Source organism: Flavobacterium aureirubrum, from assembly GCF_038739835.1.
Classification (GTDB): Bacteria; Bacteroidota; Bacteroidia; order Flavobacteriales; family Flavobacteriaceae; genus Flavobacterium; species Flavobacterium aureirubrum.
Window position 1 is genome coordinate 1 of record NZ_JBCGDO010000090.1, and the last position, 529, is coordinate 529.

Below are 529 nucleotides of genomic sequence, written 5' to 3' on the forward strand. Positions count from 1 at the left end.
TTCACCATTTTATCATCTGCTCAAATAATTGACGCTTATGATAGTAACATTATTACTGGCGAAATAGAAGGAGCATACTACAAAGATGTAAATAATTTTAGACAACATTTTGTAGGTACTTGGGTTTATTCACAAGGCAGTACACAATTGACAATTGCTATACAAAAAAGAGATAATTTAGTTAAATTTAATGGACTACGTAACTATAATATAGACGTCTTAGTTGGAGAATACCGCTATGTTGAAAATGGGGTAGAAAAAATTAATACACTACCTAATATAAACAATAATTACGGTACAACTTACAGAGAGAATAAAAAACACAATTTATTTGGTTGGCTGTTGTTAAGACGCTCAACAAGTTTCCCACGATGTAACGAATGTGAACCCAACGAAAAAAGAATCGAATTTTCATATAATGAACCAAACTACGATGGTATGGGCGTAGCAAACGGACATCTTGTCGTAAGACCATATCTAGAAAATGGAATAGAAAAAATCAAAGTTTGGTTTTACACCACAAACAACG

Annotated in this window: 1 protein-coding gene; it reads left to right on the forward strand. The window is 32.3% G+C overall.

The annotated features are described in order from the left end of the window. The coding region (locus WFZ85_RS16070; protein ID WP_342697266.1) for a DUF6705 family protein at positions 1-529 on the forward strand (529 nt) is incomplete at both ends.